General features: G+C 40.6%; 16 protein-coding genes. 4 read left to right on the forward strand and 12 right to left on the reverse strand.

The annotated features are described in order from the left end of the window. The 7 genes from WKT20_RS03960 to WKT20_RS03990 form a co-directional block, all read right to left on the reverse strand. A partial coding sequence (locus WKT20_RS03960) for a carboxypeptidase-like regulatory domain-containing protein (protein WP_340416864.1) occupies positions 1-1,004 on the reverse strand: 1,004 nt, incomplete at its 3' end. Between the two features lie 342 nt (positions 1,005-1,346). Further along, positions 1,347-2,969, reverse strand: coding sequence for a sialidase family protein (locus WKT20_RS03965; protein ID WP_340416865.1), 1,623 nt, complete (start codon positions 2,967-2,969; stop codon positions 1,347-1,349). Between the two features lie 15 nt (positions 2,970-2,984). Further along, positions 2,985-3,431 carry a YhcH/YjgK/YiaL family protein gene (locus tag WKT20_RS03970; protein WP_340416866.1) on the reverse strand — a complete coding sequence of 149 codons (447 nt, stop codon included), beginning with the start codon at positions 3,429-3,431 and terminating at the stop codon, positions 2,985-2,987. A 19-nt stretch (positions 3,432-3,450) separates the two neighbouring features. Next, positions 3,451-4,689: an MFS transporter gene (locus tag WKT20_RS03975; protein WP_117702926.1), complete on the reverse strand. Its 1,239-nt coding sequence runs from the start codon at positions 4,687-4,689 to the stop codon at positions 3,451-3,453. 38 nt (positions 4,690-4,727) lie between these two features. After that, a complete protein-coding gene (locus WKT20_RS03980) occupies positions 4,728-5,912 on the reverse strand; it encodes an AGE family epimerase/isomerase (protein ID WP_340416867.1) in 1,185 nt (394 codons plus the stop codon). A gap of 10 nt (positions 5,913-5,922) precedes the next feature. Further along, positions 5,923-6,840 (reverse strand): dihydrodipicolinate synthase family protein, encoded by a 918-nt coding sequence (locus tag WKT20_RS03985; protein WP_007560173.1) that lies wholly within the window; start codon positions 6,838-6,840, stop codon positions 5,923-5,925. 91 nt (positions 6,841-6,931) lie between these two features. Continuing rightward, positions 6,932-8,014, reverse strand: a complete 1,083-nt coding sequence (locus tag WKT20_RS03990) for a cyclically-permuted mutarotase family protein (RefSeq protein WP_340416868.1) — start codon at positions 8,012-8,014, stop codon at positions 6,932-6,934. A gap of 299 nt (positions 8,015-8,313) precedes the next feature. Here WKT20_RS03990 and WKT20_RS03995 point away from each other — a divergent pair, with 299 nt between their 5' ends. Continuing rightward, complete coding sequence (locus WKT20_RS03995) at positions 8,314-9,522, forward strand: ROK family transcriptional regulator (RefSeq protein ID WP_118165731.1); 1,209 nt, start codon at positions 8,314-8,316, stop codon at positions 9,520-9,522. Positions 9,523-9,584: 62 nt separating this feature from the next. On the opposite strand, the gene WKT20_RS04000 is transcribed toward WKT20_RS03995, so the two are convergent. From WKT20_RS04000 to WKT20_RS04020, 5 genes are read right to left on the reverse strand one after another with little or no spacing between them, the layout of a single operon-like run. Next, positions 9,585-9,794 carry a helix-turn-helix domain-containing protein gene (locus WKT20_RS04000; RefSeq protein ID WP_007560176.1) on the reverse strand — a complete coding sequence of 70 codons (210 nt, stop codon included), beginning with the start codon at positions 9,792-9,794 and terminating at the stop codon, positions 9,585-9,587. 12 nt (positions 9,795-9,806) lie between these two features. Beyond that, positions 9,807-10,046 (reverse strand): hypothetical protein, encoded by a 240-nt coding sequence (locus WKT20_RS04005; RefSeq protein ID WP_340416869.1) that lies wholly within the window; start codon positions 10,044-10,046, stop codon positions 9,807-9,809. 14 nt (positions 10,047-10,060) lie between these two features. After that, the gene (locus WKT20_RS04010) at positions 10,061-10,708 is read right to left on the reverse strand and encodes a DUF2975 domain-containing protein (protein WP_340416870.1); all 648 of its coding nucleotides are present in this window, start codon (positions 10,706-10,708) and stop codon (positions 10,061-10,063) included. A gap of 29 nt (positions 10,709-10,737) precedes the next feature. Further along, positions 10,738-11,571 carry a CPBP family intramembrane glutamic endopeptidase gene (locus tag WKT20_RS04015; RefSeq protein ID WP_270653512.1) on the reverse strand — a complete coding sequence of 278 codons (834 nt, stop codon included), beginning with the start codon at positions 11,569-11,571 and terminating at the stop codon, positions 10,738-10,740. Positions 11,572-11,596: 25 nt separating this feature from the next. Then, positions 11,597-11,917 (reverse strand): DUF3836 domain-containing protein, encoded by a 321-nt coding sequence (locus tag WKT20_RS04020; protein WP_117702919.1) that lies wholly within the window; start codon positions 11,915-11,917, stop codon positions 11,597-11,599. 466 nt (positions 11,918-12,383) lie between these two features. Here WKT20_RS04020 and WKT20_RS04025 point away from each other — a divergent pair, with 466 nt between their 5' ends. From WKT20_RS04025 to WKT20_RS04035, 3 genes are all read left to right on the forward strand, one after another. After that, positions 12,384-12,992 (forward strand): RNA polymerase sigma-70 factor, encoded by a 609-nt coding sequence (locus tag WKT20_RS04025; protein ID WP_340416871.1) that lies wholly within the window; start codon positions 12,384-12,386, stop codon positions 12,990-12,992. 66 nt (positions 12,993-13,058) lie between these two features. Then, a complete protein-coding gene (locus tag WKT20_RS04030; RefSeq protein ID WP_304222570.1) occupies positions 13,059-14,063 on the forward strand; it encodes a FecR family protein in 1,005 nt (334 codons plus the stop codon). A 230-nt stretch (positions 14,064-14,293) separates the two neighbouring features. Next, complete coding sequence (locus tag WKT20_RS04035) at positions 14,294-17,599, forward strand: TonB-dependent receptor (protein ID WP_118165720.1); 3,306 nt, start codon at positions 14,294-14,296, stop codon at positions 17,597-17,599.

Raw genomic sequence — 17,599 nt, forward strand, 5'->3', positions numbered from 1 at the left:
CAGTATGGATCATCCATAACTAACCAACCTTCATTTCTTAGATGAGAATTTTCATCGGTTAGATATTTTACGTCGATAAGGTCATTTTGTGTACCATATCCAGTTTGAGTATCTACGCTTGCTGCTCCCGGTACGTTGTTTGTATAACGTTTATAACCCAGACGGTTATAGTAAAGATAATCGTGGGCATTACAGAAATCATATCCGTAACGTGCAAAGTTTACACCCAGTTTAAATTTATAGTTTACTGAAGCTTTACCTGCTTTTCCGCTTTTTGTTTCTACAAGGATAACACCTCCGTTGGCACGTGCACCATAGATAGCAGTAGAAGCGGCATCTTTCAATACTTGTATAGATTCAATATCTGAAGGGTTGATGTCACTCATGCTTTCGCGAATAATACCATCAACAACAATCAATGCTTTACTATTACCACCGGTAATTGTTGCTCCACCACGAAGAGTGATATCAGGTTCAGCTCCAGGCTGTCCTGTTGTATTGATAACTCGCAAACCTGTTACAGAACCTTGTAAAGCCTGTCCTGCGTTACTCATAGCAGCATTTTTCAGAACTTGATCATCCATTTTTGAAATGGCCGTAGTCAATGCAGCTCGTTTCTGTGAACCACCATATCCGGTTACGACAACTTCTTCCAATGTTTGGGTATCTTCTTTCAGAATGATGTTAATCGGAGTACCATCCCATTTTATGGTTTGTGTAATATATCCTACGAAAGAAATTTCAATAACATCTCCTTTCTTTACGTTTGATAGAGAGAAGTTTCCGTCAATGTCTGTAATTGTTCCATTTGTAGTTCCTTTTACTATTACAGAAGCTCCAATGACAGATTCACCTGTTGCGTCTTTCACAATACCTTGACATATACCAGATTGTTGTACAATGTCAATTTCAGATTCGTTTTTTGATAAGTCCGCATATGCCATACCCGTAGATAAACTGCCTAGTAACAGCCACATACCGACTGACTTCATTTTTCTATTCATAATTCATGCATATATAAGGTTAAAGTTTGCGATTGATGATTCTTCAGTTAACTTAAGGCCTTTTTAAAATGAATTTTATTAATACGTCTATTTGCATGCGGCAAATATAGAAATAAAAATTTGATGTCACAATTATTTGATAAAATATTTTATGAAATACCGATTTTATTTGTGTTGTATTTTTGTTTTTACCGATAGTTTATAAAGTTGAATTTCTTTTATTGTGATTCTGATTATACGTATAATGATAAAAATGTTATTTATATATGCTGATATTCAGCAATAAAAAAGGGGATATCATAATTGATAGCCCCTTTTTTATTGAAATCTTTATATAATAAATTATTTTATAATATCTTTCAGTTTAATGCTTTGGAAAGTCATGTGAGCTACACTGCTTTCATACAATATACCGATAGTTTCTTTATCTATCATTGTCAGGCAGGAATATCCCCAATTGTATCCTTCATCTAACAGAAGCTGATGTTCCGGACTCCAGGTATTTCCTCCATCCATGCTGATTTTAATTGTCATGTCTTTGCGGGCATTTGTTGAATTGGGGTTGGAGAAAATTAAAAGATCTTTACCTAATACATTGTCTTTCGCTTTTACACTAATCAGACTAGCCATACATACGGGTTCTATTAAGGCAGTACGAGATGATTCGTGTTCTTTCCAAGTTTTACCTAAATCTTTGGTAGTATATATTGCGCGGCTTCCTCCTCGGTTGTCTCTCATGTTCAGCATTAAAGTGCCAGGTTCAAGTTCTGCCACTTGTGCTTCTGTGGTGTTTGTACGTGCATGGTGGTGTATGGTCCATGTTTCTCCGCGGTCTTTGCTATACATGATACCTGCATTCGGAATACGGGTCTTGTCGATAAACTGAATGGGGAATACCAATGTACCATCTTCCATTGTGATACCTCGTCCCGGGCCTTGCAATAAGAAATACCACTCCGGAAGCTTTACTTGTTCTGTAATATTGATTGGTTCAGACCATGTTTTTCCATCATCTGTACTTTTGGCGAGTACCAATTGAGCGGTATGGTTCAAGTCCATTCCCTGATGTGAACTCCACCATGCTCTCTGGTTACCCATTCCGTGCGTCCATGCTGCTACAATCCATACAGTGTTAGTTTTGGTGTCTACTAAGATAGAAGGGTCACCTACACCATTCTGAGCAGAAGGAAGTCCACCGTATTCTTTGAACGATAGAGGCAAGCGCATTTTCTCCCATGTTTTTCCTCCATCTGTACTGCGGCTGAGACCTATGTCGATATGTTCTTGTAAATCTGCACTGCTGTTGTAACGTACATCGTATACTCCCAACAAAGTGCCTTTGTTTGTAGTAACCAGTCCGGGAATACGGAAAGCGGCTGAACCGTCATCACCTGCATGGCGAACTCCTACTGCCATTCTTTGTACGACTTTTTGTTCAGTTGTACTTTTTGTAGGTATAATTTTTCCGTCACCTTTTACTTGAGTTACTTCTGCACAGATTTTTGTATGTAGTGAAGCGGTAGGCTGCATTTCTATGCTAATCCAGAAGAAATTATATCCAGGAAAGAGGTTTTGTTTTCCTTCGAGTGTTAGAGTATTGCTCTTAGGTGTTGCTTCTGCTTTTTTTATAGAATAGGACGGATTAGCCGAAAGGGTTTGTCCCGGATTGTTGCTGGAAATGTATTCTACTGGAGCAAAGCGTTTTTTCCCTCTGTCTTGTGGGGCTTCTGTTCCTCCATAATACAATTTAATAGCTTTGATTTGTGACAAAGGTACGTTCTTGTCGAACGAGATAGTGACATTGTCAAGGGTCTTTGTTTCTTTGGCATCGAGACGCAGATAAGCCAAGACATTATCATGTCTTTCTATTAATATAGGTACTTGTGGAATTTTAACAAAAACAGTATCAGCAGCGTGCAGACCGATGGAAAGCATTCCGATACATAAGGATAATAGTTTTTTCATAATGCAGTTGTTGGTTTAGATTTTTACTTTTGCTATTAGTTTTCTTATTTTCCCTTCTCCGATTACAGGTGCATGTGGATCTTCCGGATATACGATAGCAAATTGTCCGGGAAGTAAATCAACAAAGGTGGTGGGTACATCTGAATAGAGTGCGCAATCACCTTCTTCCTGATATGCTTGTTTCAGTTGGGTTACATCTTCAATGGCTTTCCAACCGATACGTTCTTTCCCCTCCAGGAGGATATGTATATCAATGTAGTCACGATGTACTTCCAAAACCTGCTCAGCTTCTTTCACGCATGTGGGATTTACGTTGTTGATAAATAGGCTATCTCCATCCAGTTCTATTCTTCCACATGGTGTATGCAGTAAGTCGTGACTCTTTACGTAATCGAACAATTGTTTAAATAAAGGATGTAGCGGTTCGATTCTACTACTATTTTGTAAATTGGAAACAATCATAATATATAAAAGTTTTTAGTTATTCCATATTGTCAGTTTTAGGACGTAAGAAATATAACTGTACGCCAAGAGCAATAGCCACCACGATGGCTAGCATGGCAAAACCGGCTCCTAAATTGCCGCTATCACCCCATCGTCCTAAAAGGTGAGTAATGAAAGCACCTGCAGATACGCCAATCATGTTCATCACTCCATAGGCAGTAGCCCGTTGTTTGCGAGATACAAACTGACAGAGGATAGGCATGTTATTAGTATCAAAAATTCCATAGCCGATACCAAACAGCAGTCCGGCACCTACTACTGCTACCAGATTATGTCCGAATCCTAATAGAAGTAGTGACGGAATGGTCAGTCCCAAACCGATAGCTCCGGTATATACGCGTCCACGTAGATTTTTCTGTACCCATTTATCTGATAAAGGACCACCAATAAGGACTCCGATGAACGAAGATACGGCGATGGTTATAGTAGAGATAGGTCCAGCTTGTGACATGGGTAAATCAAGGTTTTCGGCAAACAAGGTCGGGAGCCAGTTTTTGGTAGCCCATCCGGGGAGACTTGGGGCTGCAAAGTAGAGTAAGATTACCCAGAAAGCTACGTTGGTTAGCAAGGATTTCAGACTGGTAAAGACGCTCTCTTTCTCTTTTTGTGGATTGGCTTGCAGTTTTTCTGTAGGAAGAATCTCTGTTTTTTTATCATGTAAAAATAACATCAGAATTACGGCATAGGCAATTCCGATGATACCGAACCAATGGAAAGTGGTGTGCCAGGAAAAAGCATCGGCTACAGTCGCTCCGAATCCTCCGATAGCTTGTCCTGTGTACAAACCGGTCATGTGGATACCTACGGCTAAAGAGCGAGATTTTCCGGTGTGGTAGTCTGCAATCAAGGAAAGTCCGGCGGGAATGTAGAGTGCTTCGCTCACTCCCATTAAAGCACGCAGAAAGACAATTTGGTTGAAAGTTTCGGCTATTCCCATCAGATAGGTTACGGAAGACCATACGAACAAACTTCCAACAATCAGCCATTTGCGGCTCATACGGTCGGCTATGACACCCGATACGGGACTCATCAGTGCGTAAATCCAGAGAAAGATTGCCATCAGATAGCCGAAATTGGTAGCTGATTGCAGTTCTACAATATCGACCTGCATCGCATCTTTCATGGTGCTAAGCATTTGTCGGTCCATATAGTTAAGCAATGCCACCCCCCATAGTAGGCCTACAACAATCCACGGATAAATTTTTGAGTTTTTCATATATTATGGTTATTCAGTTAGTAATGTAACTTGCCGGATTATTCTCCGGCAAGTATTTCTTTACATAATGTATATCCTTTTATCATCATTCTTGGAATATGGAAAGGACCTTTAAAAAGGTTTCCTTTCGCAGGTTGGGCTACTGTTCCGTCACGGTGCAAGTATCCGTACCATTCTCCAAATTCACTGTCAGGAAAGTGAGCATACGTCCAGTCACTGATTTGTTTGTGACGTTTCAGGTATTTCTCGTCCTTGGTCAGTTTATATGCATATAAGTTAGCGATGATGGTCTCTGTTTGTGGCCACCAGAATTTCATGTCTTGTGAATAATCCTGTGGAGGAAGATTCTTGCAATCCTTGAAGTTGATGATACCTCCATACTGTTTGTCCCATCCCCATTCCCAGGACCAGTCAAGAATGGTCAGAGCCATGTCAATGAGCTCTTTGTTATCGTTCATGTTACGTGCTACATCGAACAAGAACCAAGAGGTCTCGATACAATGTCCCGGATTGATGGTACGGCCATTCATTGTATCGATAAATTCTCCTTTAGGGCCAACCATTTCCAGTAAAGCCTTGAATTCAGGGTGCATGAAATAGTTTTTCAATGCATAAATAGATTCTTCAATCTGTGCATCGAGTTCAGGATCGGAAATGACTTTCTTGATGCTGGAAGCCACATTGACCATAATCATGGTGATGGAATGGCCTTGTGCCTGAACCGTGGGTAAATATTTCGGTTCAAGTATACCTGGAGTATTCAGGAAATGGCGCATGCGCTTGAATAAGTCAAGTGCTTTTTGGGCATATTCCTTATTACCGGTAGCCAGTGCATATTCCGACATGGCGATGGCAGCAAAACTTTCAGAAAATACGTATCTTCTTTTCCGGAGCGGAGTTCCGTTTGCTGCTACCTCGAAATACATTCTTCCATCAGTGTCGAAACAATGCTTTTCGATGAAATCGAGTGTAAGCTTTGCAGCATCCAGCCATTCAGGATTTTTTTCAATATTGTTATATGCGTACGAGCAAATGAAAGCAAAGCGTCCCTGAAACCAGACCGATTTAGTGGTGTCAACCAACTGACCGTTGCGTGCTACGCAGGTGTATATGCCACCGTGTTCTTTGTCAAGACCATTCTTCAACCAGAATGGCATGATGTTATGGGTGAGATCTTCCTTGTAGTTCTCGGCCCAATATTTAGCGTAAGTTTCTATAGACATAAGGATGGATTTAGAATTTGTTGCAACGGTCAAAGAAGTTGATGGCTTCCAGTTCAGCCTTCATGCGTGCTTCTTCTTCGTCTGTCATATTCTGGAACGGAGTACGGTTCTTACCCAAATCCAGTCCGATGAGCTTCATGATTCGTTTACCACCTACGATATTGCCGCGGTAATGGCAAATCACGTTGATCACATCCTGAGAGAAGTTCTGCAGTTCGCGTGCCTTTTCGATGTCACCAGCTTTCCAGGCATCGATGATGCCAACCAGGTTGATACCGTTATAGTTAGTTGTACCACCGATACCACCTTGTGCACCGCCCATAGCCAATGACGGAAGGATTGTTTCATCCTGACCGTGCAACATATCGAATTTTCCGTTCTTGTACAAGCGGCACTGGTTGTATTCGTAAATGCTTTCGTATGTATATTTGATACCTGCGAAGTTAGGAATTCTTCCGTCTACAGCTTTCAGCAATTCTACCATCGGTAAGAAAGCGCCATTGAATGCCGGAATGTGATAATAATAGAAAGGAAGGTTGGGTGCGCCTGCTGCGATTTCTTCACAATATTTCACCAGTTCTTCGATACGGCCAATTTTCGGGAATGGAGGAGCCATGGCACCGATACCCCATGCACCAATCTTTTGAGCATGTTCGGCCAGCATCTTGCTTGCCTTTACACAGCAGCTTCCTACGTGTACAATTACCTTGAAACCTTCGGGAGCAGCTTTCACCCATTCTTCTGCCAGTTTCATACGTTCTTCTTCGGTCAGCATGTAGCCTTCGCCAGATGAACCGTTGATAAACACACCTTTCAGTCCATTTTTTGCTAACATTTTTGCATAAGCAGCAATGGGTTCATAATTTACTTCACCATTTTCATAAAATGGAGTAAACGGGGCATCAATTAGTCCAATAATCTTTTCCATAATATTATATTTAATAAATTAGTTTATTTAATAGCTACAAAAATAAGGATATAATTTTTATATTACAAGGTTTTATGTGCTTATTTTGAAATTATTCTTCTTTTTTGAGAGGATAAACTGTAATTTTTGGAGTTCTTATGCCTGGTTTTATTTCTCCGCATATCATATATAAATAACCTTCACGATGTAGCAGGATGCCTCCTGCACGTGCCATACCTGAAATATTTGTTTTTATGGTCCATGTTTTATGGGTAAAGTCATAAAATAGAATATCATTATTAAATTTGTACCAAGAGGGGGCGTGAGTTAAATAATCTTTTCCTGCTTTTCCATCCAGTGCGTTTTTGAAGATGTGATAATTAACTCCTCCTGTCAGGATAAGATGTGTGTCTGTCTGCACACCGCTACCTCCTGCCATGCAACGTTTTTCTTTGTTTCCCTGATAAGGAATGTGAGAATCATATTCCCAACGGTCAGTTTGGGGGGTGTAACATAATATGTCATGTGAAAGGATACTGGCAGAAGAATCCGATGGGGCTTGAAAACCTCCAATCAAATAAAGCTTCTTTCCATCATTGACCAGAATGGGTTGTACTCGTTGAGGACCGGGGAAAGAAGATAGTTTTTGCCATTTGTCGCATGCCTTTAAATCCAGTTTGTATAATACGTTTTGTCGTAACTGTTGGTTCCCTCCTGTGATGTAGATACATTCATTTAACATTGTGGCTGAGGCGTTGTCTATTGTTTCAGGAAGAGAAGGAAGTTGGTAAATTAGAAAGTTCTCAGAAGAAGAATCTTTTTGAATTCGAAATACGCTGGTAAGACAAGAATCTGCATTCATTCCTCCAATGCAGACCAGTCCTTGGGGAGTTTCCACACTGCAACCATAAGCAATAGGATAGGGAAGATCAGAGATTTTTTTCCAACGAGGAGATGCGGCATGAATATCCAGTGCATAGCATTGATTGTAATAGGCTTTTTCCCCTCCTTCGGCTGCAGGAATTGTCGGGAAATTGCAACCTCCCCCCACAATTAGCCAGTTTCTTATAAAGCCGGCGAAAGGTGCAGATACGCCTTTTGTAATAGGGTAATCGGGAAGCAGCGTAGGAACTTGTGCCATATTTATTGTGCATTGGGCAATTAGTATGCCTAAAATCAAAAATAATTTCTTCATAACGATGTTTTTATCAGGTTAAGGTTGTAGAAACTCATGTATGCTAAAATAAGCATAATATTTAAAATAATGGCTATTTAATGAAAGATTTTTTGAGAGCTTCCCGATATAATTAATACTTTGTTTTATTGTATGGTATTATTAATTTTATTATTTTAGCAGTCCTATTATTAGGTAAAAGTTAATAAGGTATTTCTAAATTTAAAAGCCTTAAATATAATAATTTATTAATGAAGTTGTAGGAACTAAAACAGAATATAATATAGATTACTATAGGTTTAACCCTAAATGCTGTGACTATGGTACAAAGATTAATTGAAGGATTAGGAAGTGGAACAAAAAATATGCTTACCCAGAAGCGTATCATTACTTATCTGATGCATAACCATTCATCTACTATTCCCGATCTGGCAAAGGATATAGATTTGAGTATCCCTACAGTGACTAAATTTGTAATGGAGCTGGTAGAAGAAGGGTATATTATGAATTATGGAAAACAAGAGACCAGTGAAGGTAGACCTCCCAATCTCTATGGCTTGAATCCTGATTCTGCCTATATGGTAGGAGTCGATATCAAAGCTTCTTGTTTGAACATCGGTCTGATGAATTTCACGGGTGATATGGTAGATGTTCAGATGGGAGTTGAGTGCCGGCTTTATAATACGCTGGAAAGTTTGGAAGAGTTGACTCTACATATCCGTAATTTTATCGATAAGCATGAAACTGTCAAAGAAAGAATCCTTCAGGTTGGGGTAAATATTTCAGGGCGGGTAAATCCTGAAGAAGGGTATAGTTTCAGCATGTTCAATTTTGAAGAACGTCCATTGGCAGAAATTCTGGGTGAAAAGATAGGGATTCCTGTAAACATTGATAATGATACTCGTGCGATGGCTTACGGAGAATTGTTGAAGGGTGCTGTGAAAGGAGAAAAAGATATTGTTTTTATCAATATTAGCTGGGGATTAGGATCCGCTTTTATTATTGATGGGAAAATCTATACAGGTCGTTCCGGCTTTTCAGGCGAATTTGGCCATTTTAGTGTGTTTGATAACGAGATAATTTGTCGTTGCGGAAAAAAAGGCTGTCTGGAAACAGAAGTTTCAGGCTCAGCCTTACATCGGATTCTTTGTGAAAAAGTGAAAAGTGGTCAAAGTTCTATTCTTTCAAAAAGGATTCTTACAGGAGAAACGTCTGTCACATTAGAAGAAATCGTAGATGCGACCAACAAGGAAGATATTCTGTGTATTGAACTGGTTGAGGAGATAGGCCGTAAGTTAGGTCGCTATCTCGCCGGGTTGATAAATTTATTTAATCCGGAACTAGTTGTAATTGGAGGAACCTTGGCTTTGACGGAGGATTATATTTTACAACCTATAAAGACAGCTATACGTAAGTATTCTTTAAATTTAGTAAGCAAAGATTCGGCTGTTGTATTGTCTAAGTTACAAGCTAAAGCTGGAGTTATAGGAGCCTGCTTATTATCAAGAAGCAAATTATTTGAATGGTAATTTAAATGCAGCTATCTGAGATTTTTCATTCCGGATAGCTGCATTCTTGCTACATATTAGACTCATTCTTCCACTCTGTATTCCAATATATCTCCCGGCTGGCAGTCCAGTTCTTTGCAGATTGCTTCCAGGGTGGAGAAACGTATGGCCTTGGCTTTTCCTGTTTTCAAAATAGAGAGATTTGCCGGCGTTAGGTCAATCCTTTCAGCAAGCTCTCCCAGCGAAATCTTTCGTTTCGCCATCATCACATCTAGATTTACGATAATCGGCATAAATTATTCAGTTTAGTTTTCTTCTTCTTCTTCAGTCAATACCTTCCACCAGCAGGTATAGCGTTTTATCAATACATGGTGTAGGTACATTCCACCATAAATCATTCCCATCATGACTAACACGCGGTGGGAACGTGTTTCTATCTGTTGCTCGATGAACAGCCAGTAAATGATGGTCAGCAGCATCAAGGTAAGTATCATGATCAGAATGATACCGGTTGCAGCTTTCCATTTAGTATTAGTAGTTTTCATCTTTGCATTCAAAGTTAAATAGTTAATTCATTCTCTTCTTTCAACCGTAAGCCGATGGCAAACACTTCTGAGGCTAAGAGGGCGATAAAGCCTAAAATCAGTGTGGAATCAGAGAAGGCAACTAATATATTCAATTTGCTTCCTGCCAGTTCAATGCATTGTGCAAGCTGATGGTTTGAAATCCAGACACTAATAAAAGAAAGCACACACATTCCTGTCAGACTCCATCCGACGCGGCGCAAGTGTTTTACGTTAATCCAGTCGAACACGATATTCCGGTTGATGTGTATCATCAGTTTGGCGAAATAGACAGTTGCATAGACAAATCCGATAATGACAATAAAACCGATGAGACCTTGCAGCACTTCAAAGCCATGGCTGGAATGGGAATAGGGGCATTCCACAAGAGCTGTAATCGGTTTGACAGCCAGTTGTCTGCCGTCTTTCAAGTTGGTGACTGTTCCGGTCGTTTCCATCATGTCAGTAGGCAAGACGTGTACCATTTTATATTGAGGAATCTCAGTGATTTCTCCTTGTGCAGCTTTCATGCCTACCTCTACTCCGTTTACAAACATTTCTATAATTAAGTATACATTCCCGGAAACGGACAACAGGAAAGCAGCAATCATGCATACACAGAATATATTCAGTCTCTTTTTCATAATGCAGATGAAGATTTTAAATGGTCAAATCATTTTTTATTCTCTATTTCGATTGTTTCTGCCTGAGCAGGCTGATGCCATACTGCCGGCTGCGGAACCAGTTTCTTTTGAATAAACAGTACACAGATGATGGTAAGAACCATTCCTGCAGCTGCCATAAGAGCTGCTCCTGTTTGTCCGTAAGTAGAAACCATGGTGGCATTCGGGTCGTCTGCTAATAAGAAAGAAACTACGGCTGCGCTGTTATTGACAAAGTGCATCAGGATGCCGGGCAGCAGACTGCCTGTGCGATAATACATCCATCCCAGTGCCAATCCGGTCACGAAGGCGAACGGCGCCTGTACCCAGTTGCCATGTACTATTCCGAAAATCAATGACGAAACTACGATGGCTCCTGCCGGATGTTTCCATTTGCGAAGTAAATGTCCCTGAATGGCTCCGCGAAACAGCAGTTCCTCTATGATAGGAGCCATGATAACCACGGAAATGATACCCAGTGGGTTACGCATTATCATTTCGAACGCTTCCTGCATGTTGTTAGGTAAGTCGGCCAGCTCATTAAAGTAGTTGGTCCATAAGCCCATCGCTACAATGAATACCACTGAGGTAGCTAACAATTTGGGTGAGCTGTGATACCCCCAAGTCTTCTGGTCCAGTCCCACATATTTCCCCACTAACAGATGGATACCTACTGCCGCGGTGGAGAGGATTTGTGCCAGCATGATAAGGTTTGTATACAGGCTGTCTGGTGTCTGTGGAACCTCATAACTGCCTTGATATAACATATATCCACAGATGGCTACTCCCATGAAAGCTAATTGGTAAGCGAAGAAATACAGTAATAATTTGATAGTGCGTCCCATAATTTGTGCGTTTTAAGTGGTTAGTTTATTTGTTTTCAGAAAGCTTCTGAAGGGTTGGCCCCTCAGTTCTCCAAGTCAGCAGATAAGCTGGTGTCCAGGTCATTTGTTCTGCATCCCAGCGGTAAGCTTTTTTCTCGGTCATAGTTCCCAATGTGTCGTACTGGTATTCGTACTTCCACTTGGGAGTAAGTGTTTTGCCGTCTTCATTTAAGGTGGAAACAATCAGGCTTTGCTGGTTCTGTCCGTAAATGAAGGTTTCTTTTGCGTTTGCATTTGTGGCTGTCAATGTCATCAATGCAGCAGCGATTCCTGCTACCAGTGTCTTTTTTGTGAATGTCTTTTTCATAATTGTACGTGTTTGTGTGTAAATAATAGTGTTTGTTTGCGCTTGTATTCGATAAATATTTATCGTTTTTCGATATGCAAATGTAAGTATTATTTTTGAACTGCAAAAGAAAAACAGAAATATTTTATCGAAAAACGATAAATTTTTATTCTTTTCCGGATTAGGAGGGGAATATCTGTTTGTCGGTTCATCTTTTTGGAATTGCAAAGGCAAATTCTCTGTTTCACACTGTGAAATACAAAAACCACAGTGTAGGATACATATTTCACACTGTGGGATACAAATCCTGCACTGTGAAACAGAGAATTTTTCAAAGCGTTTTGAGGAATATATTACTGAATTTTGAGTTAATTCTGTCGGTTTTGTAGATTATTAGGCCTGCTTTTCTTTTACTTGGGTATATCCTTACATGAAATAATGGAGGAAAACCGTGGATATAGCCAGAAAATCTCTAAATTTGCTGAGTATGAATCAATCTATGACGGAAAAACAACTGATAGAAGAACTGCGATGTGGAAATGAATCTGCTTTCAGACACATCTACGACCGGCACTATGTCCCTCTCTGCCGTTTCGCAGATTTGTTTCTCCATGACACGTCTTTGTCGGAGGAGGTGGTAGATGATGCCATCTTTTATTTGTGGGAACATCGAAGTGAGGTGGAAATCACTTATTCTTTGAGAGCCTATTTGATGAAATCGGTTCGTAATCGTTGCTTGAATGAACTGAATTCGCTTGCACATCGTGAAGAATTGCAGTTTTCTTCTTTTTCTCTTCCCGAGAATGCGGAATTTCTGGATACCTTATTTATAGAGAAAGACCATCCGTTAGGTTATCTGTTGGAGCAGGAACTGGAGGAAGAACTTGAACGCAGTATTGAGGCCCTGCCAGAAGAATGTCGTGTGGTTTTCAAAAAAAGTCGTTTTGAACAAAAAAAATACGAAGAAATAGCCCGCGAGTTGAATATCTCTGTCAATACAGTTAAGTATCACATAAAGAATGCATTGGCCTTTCTTCAGAGGCGCATGTCAGGCTATCTGAAGCTGCTCGTGTGGTATATTTTTCTGGGAAATTGAAAAAATCTTCTTTTTTGACTACCCTCTTTTTTCTCTTTTTTGTCTTACTTATAAACACAGCAAATTATGCAGCACGAAGAAATGATAAATGAACGGATTGATCAGTTGATTGCGGAATACCTTTCCGGTAGTCTGACGGCAGACGCTTTTCAGGAATTGAAAAACTGGAGCCAGCAGTCGGACGAGACCCGGATGTACGTCCGTAATCAGATAGAAGTCTGGTTTTCATCGGGAGTAGCTGCAAAAGATAAGGTGTTTGATAAAGAAGAAGCTTTTGCCCGTTTCCAGAAACGAATCGGAAATAAAGAGCAGAAAGTGTACCGTTTCTCATGGAAGACCTTCTACCGGGTGGCAGCCGTGATATTGATTGTGCTGCTTCCGCTGGCCGGTTACTGGAAAGGACAGGAAACACTTCGTCAGACGTTCTCGGATATGGTGGTAGAGGCTCCGCTGGGAGCACGTACTAAGCTGTATTTGCCGGACGGTACGTTAGTGTGGCTGAATGCCGGTTCCAAAATCACCTATTCGCAGGGATTTGGTATGGATAACCGTCAGCTCAGTCTGGAAGGAGAAGGTTATTTTGAGGTGGTTCATAATCAAGATCTTCCTTTTGAGATTCATACGCATGAAGTAGACTTGCGTGTATTGGGTACCAAGTTCAATTTCAAGAACTACTCGGATGATGAAGAAGTGACGGTGAGTCTATTGGAGGGAAAGGTTGCTTTGCATAATAGTTTGAAATCCATGTCGGACTTATATCTTTCTCCTAATGAGAAAATGGTGCTGAACAAGCGTACGGGCGAAATGGTGAAATCGAGAGCCCGTGCAGAGAATTCCATGCTATGGACAAATGATGAGCTGTTCTTCGACGAGGAATTATTGGAAGACATTGCCAAGAAATTGATGCGTAGCTACGATGTACGAATTGAGATAGCCGACAGCCTGAAGAACCGTCGTTTCTACGGTAGCTTCAAGGTGATGGGTAATACTATAGAAGAAGTACTGGAAACTATTGCTTCAACCAATCGTATGAAGTATCGATACGAAAATGAAAAATACATCCTTTATTAACTAATTTGTCAAACCTTAAAAAGAGAAACACCATGAACATAGAATCTTCCGGCTGACAGGGTCTATAAGGCGAAGACATAAAAAACAAGGAAGATGCGGGCACATCCTCCTTGCTGGTTTGCAAGTCTTCTGCATAGGGCAAAAACTTGAATCAAAGATGCCGCAAAGATAGGTATTCTTCGATTCTTACAATTCTTATTTTAGTTATTTAATTAAAAATCAACAGAATTATGAGATATTTCAATAAGGCTATGTTAGTAGCCTCGGCAGCGCTTTGCCTGAACTTATCGGTCTTTTCTCAGAATATTACACTGAAAACCGGTAATGTGACGGTAAAGGAGGCGATGGAACAGTTGAAGAAGTCGTCAGGGTATTCATTTGTATTTTCATCAGTTGATGTGGACACACAGAAACACATTTCCATTTCCGTGCAAGACGGGAATATAGATGATGTGGTTCGGCAAATCTTGGCTGGCCAAATAGGAATTACTTATGAGATTAAAGATAAGAATATTATTATAAAAAAGTCCGAGAATGGGGTGGTTTCGTCCAAAAAGTTGCAGACAAAAGGATCTGTTCGGGATGTGAATGGCGAACCGATTATTGGTGCAACAGTCATGGAACGAGGAACTTCTAATGGTACGATTACGGACATTGACGGTAATTTTATGTTGGAAGTGCCCGAAGGAGCTATGCTAGACATTTCGTATGTAGGGTACAAGAACCAAAGTGTACAAGTGCTTTCAGGGAAACAAATAGCTATTAGTTTAAGAGAAGATTCTGAAACGTTGGATGAAGTCGTAGTCATTGGTTATGGAGCACAGAAAAAGGTGAATGTGATAGGCTCTATTGCAACATTAGACAGTGAAACTTTAGAATCACGTGCGGTTCCGGATGTTTCCAATATGTTGACTGGCCAGTTATCTGGAGTAACTATCACACAGACAAGTGGAAATCCGGGACAAGATGCCGGTACAATTCGTGTGCGTGGAGTAGGCTCTTTCGGAGCTACCCCTGATCCGTTGGTGCTGATTGATGGGATGCCTGGTTCTCTTAGTGATTTGACTCCGTCGGAAATAGAAAGCATTTCAGTGCTGAAGGATGCGGCTTCATCTGCGATTTATGGTTCGCGTGCGGCAAATGGGGTAATCCTTGTAACTACAAAGGAAGGAAAGGAAGGCAAAACACATATTACCTACAATGGTTCTATAGGTATGAGTCAGGCTACGGAATTACCTGATTTTGCCCATTCGTATGAGTATGCAGAATACTATAATATGGCGATGGGAACAGAAACTTACACTCCAGAGATGATTCGGAAATATCGTGATGGTTCCGATCCGGACAATTATGCTGATGAAATGTATTTGGATGAATTGCTTGGTGGACATGCCTTGCAGACTAAGCATGAATTAAGTGTGAATGGAGGTTCTGGAAAACTTCAGTATATGGCTTCACTTGGATATCTCCGTCAGAATGGTTTACTGGATAATAATTATTATAACCGTTACAATGCTAGAGTAAACCTGAATGCGGAAATTGCTAAAAACGTGTCACTTAGTGTGAGAGTCAGCGGAATGACATCTGACAGGCATGAACCTTCTACTCCTGGAGTACTTGACAATGGGGGATTCAAAGGAATTATAGCCAATGCTGTCCGTTATCCGGGATTGACACCTAGTTATTTGTCGACTGGTGAAATCGGCTCGGGTCCTAAGCTGCAAGGAACACCTGTTGCATGGGTGAATTGTGCTTCTTTTTACCGTGAGGATTTTGACAAGTTCAATGGTAATATCGAGCTTGCCTGGAAACCTGTAAAAGGACTTACGTTGAGAGCTATTGGTGGATATAATTATGCGTTAAGCACCGTCCGTAACTATAGGGCAGATATGACGCTGGCTGGTGGTCGAAGTACAGGTCCTTCATCTTTAACCAATTCCATGGCGCGTACCGTATATAAGACATTTCAGGCTGTAGCCGATTATAATACTACCATTGCAAAGAGACATAATTTGTCGGTATTGCTGGGCTATACTTGGGAAGATGAAGGGCAACGTACATTAAGTGGAAGCCGTAATAATTTTCCATCAGATGATGTGCCGTATTTGGGAGCGGGTGGAGCTGACGGTCAAACCAACGATGGAGGTGGGTATGACTGGGCAATACAGTCTGTTTTTGGTCGTTTGACTTATAATTATAATCAGCGGTATCTTTTTGAGACGACCATGCGATATGACGGTTCTTCAAAGTTCCCCTCAGATACGAAATTTGGTTTCTTTCCTTCTGTAGCCGCCGGATGGCGTGTATCTGAAGAGAAATTCTGGCAGGAGAGAAACGTGTCCGACTGGTTCAATAATTTGAAAATAAAGGCTTCCTACGGTATATTGGGAAATAATAATATCGGTAATTATCCTTATCAGTCTGTGTATACATTAGGACAAGCGCAGAATTATGTGTTTGGAGGTGTATATACACAAGGAGCCGCCGTTACGACTTATGTAGATCCGACATTGAAATGGGAACGTACTCGCACGGCTGATTTTGGCATCGAGACCGGTTTCTTCGATAATAAACTGACCTTGAATGCTACTTATTTCTATCGGAAGACAACGGATGTGCTTTATAAGCCTGCAGCCAGTTATTCTTCTATTTTTGGATTGTCTATTTCGGAGGTCAATACCGGTGAACTAGAAAACAAAGGATGGGAATTTGAAATAGGACATCAAAATACAATCGGTGATTTCCATTATCATGTCAATGGTAATTTGTCTATTATTAAGAATAAGGTTTTAACGTTGGGAATGGGAAATGTAACCCAAAATAATGGCATGGTAGGTAATGGAAGTGATTTGTTTATCGGTTATCCAATGCAGATGTTTTATGGATATAAGACAGATGGTGTGTTTCTGACGGACGCGGAAGTGAACGATTGGTATGATCAGACTGAAATAGCCAAAGGTTCACAGGCTGGAGATATCCGTTATGTAGACATTACAGGTGATGGAAAAGTAACGCCTGACGACAGAACATACTTGGGTTCACGCATTCCGAAATATACTTTTGGTCTGAATCTGGGTGCTGAATATAAGGGATTCGATTTTAGTATGCTGATACAGGGAGTTGCTGGTGTAAAAGGTAAACTTTCTGTATATGCCGGATATGCTTTCTATCAGGAAGGCAATATACAGCGCTGGCAGATGGAAAACTGCTGGAATGTGCAGCAAGACAATCGTTATCCTGAATACCCGCGTTTGGAGGTGATGTCGAATGCGGGAAGCAATAATACGTTAACTTCTGATTATTGGGTGTTGGATGCTTCTTATGTCAAAGTTCGTAACATCCAGTTAGGCTATACATTGCCTGAATCTGTGACTCGGAAGTTTGGTTCCAGTGGTATGCGTTTTTATGTAAGTTTGGATAATCCGCTGACATTTAAAAGCTATCGTGAAGGTTGGGATCCTGAGAATACAAGTAATGATGGACAATATTATCCAACTATGTCTACTTACACCTTTGGTTTAACATTAAAATTCTAA

Source organism: Phocaeicola sp. ICN-14070 (assembly GCF_037892625.1).
GTDB classification, from domain to species: Bacteria; Bacteroidota; Bacteroidia; order Bacteroidales; family Bacteroidaceae; genus Phocaeicola; species Phocaeicola plebeius.